The 7147-nt window shown below is 61.6% G+C and carries 8 protein-coding genes; 4 read left to right on the top strand and 4 right to left on the bottom strand.

Going from position 1 to position 7147, the window contains the following annotated elements; all coding sequences use genetic code 11:
- From PMI34_RS10685 to PMI34_RS10695, 3 genes are all read right to left on the bottom strand, one after another.
- Window positions 1–310: hypothetical protein (locus PMI34_RS10685; RefSeq protein ID WP_008051203.1), on the bottom strand; the 310-nt coding region annotated here is incomplete at its 3' end.
- 162 nt (window positions 311–472) lie between these two features.
- Window positions 473–871 carry a YbaN family protein gene (locus PMI34_RS10690; protein ID WP_008051202.1) on the bottom strand — a complete coding sequence of 133 codons (399 nt, stop codon included), beginning with the start codon at window positions 869–871 and terminating at the stop codon, window positions 473–475.
- 10 nt (window positions 872–881) lie between these two features.
- Entirely contained in the window at window positions 882–1469 is a 588-nt protein-coding gene (locus tag PMI34_RS10695) for a UPF0149 family protein (RefSeq protein ID WP_008051200.1), read from the bottom strand.
- Between the two features lie 402 nt (window positions 1470–1871).
- Between PMI34_RS10695 and recQ the strand changes: the two genes are divergently transcribed.
- The 4 genes from recQ to PMI34_RS10715 all read left to right on the top strand — a co-directional run bounded on the left by recQ (window position 1872) and on the right by PMI34_RS10715 (window position 6242).
- Window positions 1872–3998 (top strand): DNA helicase RecQ, encoded by a 2127-nt coding sequence (gene recQ, locus PMI34_RS10700; protein ID WP_008051199.1) that lies wholly within the window; start codon window positions 1872–1874, stop codon window positions 3996–3998.
- A 119-nt stretch (window positions 3999–4117) separates the two neighbouring features.
- Window positions 4118–4552: a MarR family transcriptional regulator gene (locus PMI34_RS10705; protein WP_007984163.1), complete on the top strand. Its 435-nt coding sequence runs from the start codon at window positions 4118–4120 to the stop codon at window positions 4550–4552.
- 127 nt (window positions 4553–4679) lie between these two features.
- A complete protein-coding gene (locus PMI34_RS10710; RefSeq protein ID WP_008051198.1) occupies window positions 4680–5921 on the top strand; it encodes a type IV pilus assembly protein FimV in 1242 nt (413 codons plus the stop codon).
- Between the two features lie 33 nt (window positions 5922–5954).
- On the top strand, window positions 5955–6242 hold the full coding sequence (locus tag PMI34_RS10715; protein ID WP_008051196.1) for a SelT/SelW/SelH family protein: 288 nt from the start codon (window positions 5955–5957) through the stop codon (window positions 6240–6242).
- On the opposite strand, the gene PMI34_RS10720 is transcribed toward PMI34_RS10715, so the two are convergent.
- Complete coding sequence (locus tag PMI34_RS10720; protein WP_008051194.1) at window positions 6236–7129, bottom strand: DMT family transporter; 894 nt, start codon at window positions 7127–7129, stop codon at window positions 6236–6238. The genes PMI34_RS10715 and PMI34_RS10720 overlap by 7 nt on opposite strands.
- Window positions 7130–7147: the final 18 nt, after the last annotated feature.

The raw sequence follows: 7147 nt of genomic DNA, 5'->3' as shown, positions 1-7147 counted from the left end.
AGTTGCCGGCAAGGATGTGCCGCGGCTCCACGAATATCTGCAGTTCGGTGCCGACCTCATTTTCGGCCACGGTCTTTTGCAGCACCTGATTGGCGAGGCCCCAAAAAATGACCAGGCGGTCACCTCGCCCCATGACCCCCCAGGGTCCGGCCAGGCATTGCAGGCCATGGCGCGGGAAGTTGTCCCGCACCGCCGCGATGTTCAGGCCCCAGACATCGGGATTGGTGGAGATCGGGGCCTTGGTGCGCCCGGGAATGCCCAGCTCACGCAGGAGGTTGATGTGGTCGTCGGGGGAACGGGACGAGGCCATGGAAGAGACTCCAGTCGAGGAATGGGGGACGGAGTGATTTAAAGCCTGACGGGGTGGGGCTGCCTACTGTCAGATCTGACAGGTCGGGAGGGGTTTCCGATGAGTGGTAGCGAGAGTTGCCGCCAGGGGGAGGGCGTGTGGACCGGGCGCGAGGGTGTTGTTTCAGGGGCTTTTTTGCAGGGTTTTCTGTCGCAGTATGTAAACCGTCACCAGCACCGCACTCGTCAGCATGAAGCCCCGTGCCCAGGGCTGTGCTACCAGGTAGCAAGAGAGCAGGATGCTCGCCCACATCAGGCCGATGGCGTAGACCTTGCTCTTGAGCGGGATGCCGTTGCCGTCGAGGTAATCGCGAATCCAGGGGCCAAGCCGTGGATGCTTGACCAGCCATTGATAGAAGCGCGGCGAACTGCGGGCGAAGCAGGCGGCCGCCAGTAGCAGGAACGGGGTGGTGGGCAATACCGGCAGGAAAATCCCGATAACCCCCAGCGCCACGCTCAGCCAGCCGATGGCCAGCAGTACGTAGCGCAACATCAGGGGGCGGTTGCCTATGGGGTTGTCCATAGGCCGGATCTTAGTGGTGGCGAGGCTTGAGAATCGCCGGTTTTTCGTCTGGCGCGTTGCACAGCAGGTACAACGCGGTCAGGGCTTCCGGGATCTGCACGATCATGTCGTCCATCAGGTTGGCATCCTTGGCGATGTCTTCGAACTCCGGCTGCTCGTCGAACAGACCCGAACCGACCATGATCGGCAGCAGCATTTCGCTGACTTCTTCTTCGGCGCTTTCGAACCAGGCCGCTTCGCGCAGGAATACGCCTTCCATGAAGCCGATGCACCAGCCGCGCAGTTCGGAATCATCCGGGTCGTCGCCCAGGTCGAGGTCGCATGGCAGCTCGAACTCTTCATCGGAGGCCAGCTGGCGAGCGATGTGGGCCTTGAGGCCGATCAGGGTGGCTTCGATCTCTTCGCGCTGGGCTTCGCCGCTGTAATGCGGCTCCTCGGCGAAGAGGGCATCGATCCACTCACGATCAGGAACGACTTCGGAACAGATCGAAAGCGCGGTGAGGTAGCCGTGGGCGGCCACGTAGTCCAGCGCCTCGTCATGCAGTTCATCGGCGTCGAGGAAGACTTGCAGGCGGGTTAGTTGCTCAGCGAAGGACATTAAAGGACTACCTTGGGGAATGTTCGATGCGGGAATTCTAGGCCTTCTTGAGCGCTTGAGCCAGCCGCACGGCAAATACCATTGAGCGAAGGGTGCAATCCCTGTGGGAGCGAGCTTGCTCGCGATGACGCCGTCACATCCAACATCGCCGCTGCCTGATCCGCCGCTATCGCGAGCAAGCTCGCTCCCACAGGTTTTTATGTCCCTCAGGTTTGTGTGAGTCTTATCAGCGGTGCCCAATGCCTGCCGGGGCTCGGGTATACTCGCGCGTTTTGTGATGCCCTGCTGGCGTCACGGCTGAAATGTGAAGCGTCATGCAATGCGCACTTACGATTTGTCGGTGCAGCGTCGCGGGTTCTGAACCAGCCTTGCAGGGATGTTTCGGTGATTTTTGGAGTTTCTATGCTCGAACAGGCTCAACGCGTACTCAAGGACATCTTCGGCTACGACAGTTTCCGTGGCCGCCAGGGTGCAATCATTGAGCGCGTGGCCAGTGGCGGCGATGCCCTGGTGCTGATGCCTACCGGCGGCGGCAAGTCCCTGTGCTTCCAGGTCCCGGCGCTGTTGCGCGAAGGCCTGGCCGTGGTGGTCTCGCCGCTGATCGCACTGATGGACGATCAGGTCGCCACTCTCGAAGAGCTGGGCGTTGCGGCCGCGGCATTGAACTCCACCCTCAGCGCCGAGCAGCAGCGCGACCTCGCCGCCCGCATCCGCCGCGGTGAAGTGAAAATGCTCTACCTGGCACCGGAGCGTCTGGTCCAGCCACGCATGCTGTCCTTCCTGCAGGGGTTGGACATCGCCCTGTTCGCCATCGACGAAGCACACTGCGTATCCCAATGGGGGCACGATTTCCGCCCGGAATACCTGCAGCTGGGCCAGTTGGCGGAAATGTTCCCCGACGTGCCGCGCATTGCCCTGACCGCCACGGCCGACAAGCGTACCCGGGAAGAAATCGTCACCCGACTGCACCTGCAAGACGCCGAGCGCTTCCTGTCGAGCTTCGACCGGCCGAATATCTTTTATCGCATCGTGCCCAAGGAGCAGCCGCGCAAGCAGTTGCTGGCGTTCCTTGCCGAACGCCGCAGCGATGCCGGCATCGTGTATTGCCTGTCGCGCAAGAAAGTCGAAGAAGTCGCCGCGTTCCTCAGTGAGCAAGGCTTTCCGGCGCTGCCGTACCACGCCGGCCTGCCCAACGATCTGCGGGCTTACCATCAGAAACGCTTCCTCAACGAGGAAGGCCTGATCATGGTCGCGACGGTGGCGTTCGGCATGGGCATCGACAAGCCCAACGTGCGTTTTGTCGCGCATCTCGATTTGCCGAAATCCCTTGAGGCCTATTACCAGGAAACCGGTCGTGGCGGCCGTGACGGCTTGCCGGCGGATGCCTGGATGGCCTACGGCCTGCAAGACGTGGTGATGCTCAAGCAGATGCTGCAGAACTCCGAAGGCGACGAGCGTCACAAGCGCCTGGAGCAGCACAAGCTCGACGCCATGCTCTCGCTCTGTGAAGAAACCCGCTGCCGACGGCAAACGCTGCTGGCCTACTTCGACGAAGACATGCCCGAACCCTGCGGTCATTGCGACAACTGCGTCGACGGCGTGCAGACCTGGGATGCCACCGAGCCGGCGCGTCAGGCGCTGTCGGCGATCTACCGCACCGGTCAGCGCTATGGCGTCGGGCACCTGGTTGACGTCTTGTTGGGCAAGGACAACGAAAAGGTCCGCAGCTTCGGCCATCAGCATCTTTCGGTGTATGGCGTTGGCAAGGCGATGGCGGAGGGTGAATGGCGTTCGTTGTTCCGCCAACTGGTGGCCCGTGGTCTGGCGGACATCGACCTCGAAGGCTATGGCGGCTTGCGCCTGAGCGACAGTTGCCGTCCGCTGCTCAAGGGTGAAGTGACCCTGGAGCTGCGCCGCGATCTCAAGGCGCAAACCGTGGCGAAAAGCAGCAAGAGCCAGGCGAGCCAACTGGTCCGTGGCGAGGAGCGCGAACAATGGGAAGCCTTGCGCGCCCTGCGTCGCAAGCTCGCCGAAGAACATGGCGTGCCGCCGTATGTCATCTTCCCCGACTCGACCTTGCTGGAGATGCTGCGCAGCCAGCCGACTTCGCTGGCGGAAATGGCCACGGTCAGCGGCGTCGGTGCGCGCAAGCTGGAGCGCTACGGCGAGGCCTTCCTCGAAGTGCTCGGCGGCCAGGTCGAGGCGCCAAAAGCGGTGGCCGACGTGCGTCACGAGCTGATCACTCTGGCACGAGCCGGGATGACGCCGGTGCAGATCGCCGGTCAGTTGCAGTGCTCGGAAAAGAACGTCTACACCATGCTGGCCGAAGCGATCGGCAAGCAGCAGTTGTCGCTGGAGCAGGCGCTGGATCTGCCTGAAGACCTGATGGGTGAAGTGCAGGACGCCTTCCTCGACGGCGAGGGCGAACTGCCACCGGTTTCCGAGATCGCCGCACTGTTCGCGGGCAGGGTGCCGGAAGGGGTGTTGTACTGCGTTCGCGCGGCCTTGCAGTCGGAGTTCGAGATTTGAGACATCCGTAGTGCTGATGTAACGATTCACTACAGATCAAGCCTTGCCTCAAATCGAGGCTCATGCTTAGCTGACTAATAATTAGTTTTTATTTATTTCAGTCTGATCATGAGTGTTTTATGCCGTTAACCGATCAACACCGCTTTGGCATGCAATTGGCCCAGATGTCCCGTGGCTGGCGTGCCGAACTGGACCGCCGACTGGCGGGCATGGGCTTGTCCCAGGCGCGCTGGCTGGTGCTGCTGCACCTGGCCCGTTTCGAAGAAGCTCCGACCCAGCGTGAACTGGCACAAAGCGTCGGCGTCGAAGGCCCGACCCTGGCCCGTTTGCTCGACAGCCTGGAAAGCCAGGGACTGGTGCAACGCCAGGCAGTGCTGGAAGACCGTCGGGCGAAGAAAATCGTGCTCTGCGCCCCGGCGCGTCCCCTGATCGAACAAATTGAAACCATTGCTACGCAACTGCGTCACGAACTGTTCGAAGGCGTCGATGAGGCGGATTTGAAGGTGTGCATGCGGGTTCACGGGCACATCCTGGGCAACCTTGAAAAATCCTGAGGCATAACCGAACACCAGGTTTTTGAGATAGCGCATTGGGCAAACTATAAGAACTACTCGGCCATATCGTGTTCGTAACGGATGTACGAACGCGTACGTGTAGTTTCTGTAGATCTCAAGGATGCTCATGCTCAAGTGTTGGCGATTGGTTTTACGCGATGTTTCTCAGTGGTTGCTAGCCGGGGCCGCTGTCACTTACTCGGCATGGGCGCCTGCGCTGGGCCTGGGTGAAATCGCCCTGCATTCGGCGCTGAATCAACCGCTGCGTGCCGATATCGCCCTGGTGGATGCCGCTGGCGTGGAGGAAAACCAGCTGTCGGTGAGCCTGGCAACGGCGGACGAGTTCAGCCGTGCCGGGGTCGACCGGGCATTTTTCCTCAATGACCTGAAGTTCACCCCGGTGCTGCGCGGTAATCGCCGCGTGATCCAGGTGACCTCCAGCAAACCGGTCAGTGAACCCTTCCTGAATTTCCTCGTGCAGCTCAATCAGCCCAACGGTCGGTTATTGCGCGAGTACACGGTTCTGATCGATCCGCCGGGTGCGCCAGGAATTGTTCCCGCCACCGATGAAGCGGTTTCCAGCTCCCCGGCGTCCGCATTTCCCCGTGTTCAACCGGTCGTGGCGCCATCACCCGTGGCCAGGGCGACAGCAGAAACGGATGTCGCCATGGTTGATCCCGCTGTCGAACAACTGGCCGCCAGTACCCTGCAAAACCACCGGTTGCAAACCACTGTCGATGAGCTTACCGCGAAGCTGCAAGGCCAGGATGAGCTGATCGCCGACCAGAAAAAGCAGTTGGCCGAGCTGCAAACCCAACTGGCGGAGCTCAAGAAGGTAAAGGCGCAACCCATTGTTTCTGACGCAGTGGCGCCAGCCCCCGCCATTGCTGAAAACCCCGGGATTGGCTGGTTGCCGATTGCCGGTGTGTCGGTGCTTATGGCATTGCTGGCGCTCGGCTGGTTTGTTCGCCGTCGAGACCAGCCGCATCAGGCAACAGCATCAGAGGCTCTGCCGTTGCAGCAGCATGAACCGCTGGATGAGCTCTTTGCCGAGCCTGTGACGTGGCCCACCGTCAGGCAACCGGTTGCGGTACCGGCCAACGATGAGCTTGAGCGGGTCGATAGCCGTCATTCCATCCCGGTCGCTACTGCCGTGGCGGTGGTTCCGGGTCTGGCGATGTCCGGGGAGTCCGCCACTGACGATGAGTACCGGCTCAATCTGGAGGAGCTGTCCATGGCGTCGAGTCGGGATGTGATCAGTCCAGGCGAGAACCCGCAGCCGGCTGCTATGGCCTTGATCGAGCCGGGTTTCGAATTGGAGGCGCAACTCACTCCGCCGTCTCGACAGCCTCCGGTCGGGCTATCATAGCGGCGTCGTCAAACTCTGGAGTCACGTTCCATCATGACCGTCAGCAAACCGGAAATCGTCATCACCTATTGCACGCAATGCCAGTGGCTGTTACGTGCGGCCTGGCTGGCCCAGGAACTGCTCAGCACCTTTGGTGACGACCTGGGCAAAGTCTCCCTGGTGCCGGGCACCGGCGGGGTCTTTCATATTTTCTGTGACGCCGTGCAGATCTGGGAGCGCAAGGCGGACGGCGGCTTCCCTGACGCCAAAGTGCTCAAGCAGCGGGTCCGCGATCAGATCGACCCGGACCGCGACCTGGGGCACAACGACCGCACTCAGTGAGAGGCAGCCTCGGCGGTAACGGCTTTCTTGCTCGAACTGCTTGAGAGCCTGCTGGACACCACGATTGCCACAATGATCAACGCCCCTCCCAGCAACATGCGCAAGGTCGGGTTTTCGTTGAACAGCAACCAGGCGACGGTGATGCCATAGACCGGCTCCAGGGCGAACACCACGGCGGCGGTGCGAGCCTTGATCACCGCCAGGCTGGCGACGAACAGGCTGTGGGCGACACCGGTACAGAACACACCGAGCAGGCCGATCCACAGCCAGTCGATAGCACGCACTTCGCTCAATTGAGGCGCCGCCACCGGCAACAGGCACAGGGCAACCACCACGTTCTGACACAGCGCCGCCTGCACGGGCGGGACGCGCCCGGAGCCGGCACGGTTGGTCAGCGACAGCAGGGCGAACAACAAGCCGGAACCTACGGCCCACAGCAAGCCGGTGGTGGCGCCGCTGGCCAGGTCAAAATCAGGCGTGACCAGCACCAGACCGACACTCACCAGCAGCACCAGCACAACCTCATTGGCGCGAATGCGCTCGCGGAAGATCAACCCTTCGAGGATCACGGTAAAGGCCGGGAAACTGGCGAAGCCGAGCGTCGCAATCGCCACGCCTGCGACTTTCACCGCAATGAAGAAGCTCACCCAGTGCCCGGCCAGCAACAAGCCGCCAAGCAGCAGCCGACGCCAGTCCACGGCCTCGAGTTTCTGCCAGCGCGTCTGGCTGGCGAACCGTGCAAAAAATGCCAGCGCGAGCACGGCAAAGGCTGCACGGCCGAACACGATGATCGCCGGTGACGCGGCAGCCAGTTTGCCGAACACGCCGGTCAGGCCGAACATCAATGCGCCGATATGCAAGGCGCCAAGGGCGGTACGGGGAGTCATTGCAATCCTTAACGACGA

The sequence above is a fragment of the Pseudomonas sp. GM74 genome, assembly GCF_000282455.1.
In the GTDB taxonomy this organism is placed as follows: domain Bacteria; phylum Pseudomonadota; class Gammaproteobacteria; order Pseudomonadales; family Pseudomonadaceae; genus Aquipseudomonas.
This window is presented reverse-complemented; position numbering and strand designations above follow the sequence as displayed.

Bases quoted from the DNA above. Each gene is read 5' to 3' on its own strand.
- PMI34_RS10690 (WP_008051202.1), bottom strand. From the start codon at position 871: ATGGACAACCCCATAGGCAACCGCCCCCTGATGTTGCGCTACGTACTG.
- PMI34_RS10695 (WP_008051200.1), bottom strand. From the start codon at position 1,469: ATGTCCTTCGCTGAGCAACTAACCCGCCTGCAAGTCTTCCTCGACGCC.
- recQ (WP_008051199.1), top strand. From the start codon at position 1,872: ATGCTCGAACAGGCTCAACGCGTACTCAAGGACATCTTCGGCTACGAC.
- PMI34_RS10705 (WP_007984163.1), top strand. From the start codon at position 4,118: ATGCCGTTAACCGATCAACACCGCTTTGGCATGCAATTGGCCCAGATG.
- PMI34_RS10710 (WP_008051198.1), top strand. From the start codon at position 4,680: ATGCTCAAGTGTTGGCGATTGGTTTTACGCGATGTTTCTCAGTGGTTG.
- PMI34_RS10715 (WP_008051196.1), top strand. From the start codon at position 5,955: ATGACCGTCAGCAAACCGGAAATCGTCATCACCTATTGCACGCAATGC.
- PMI34_RS10720 (WP_008051194.1), bottom strand. From the start codon at position 7,129: ATGACTCCCCGTACCGCCCTTGGCGCCTTGCATATCGGCGCATTGATG.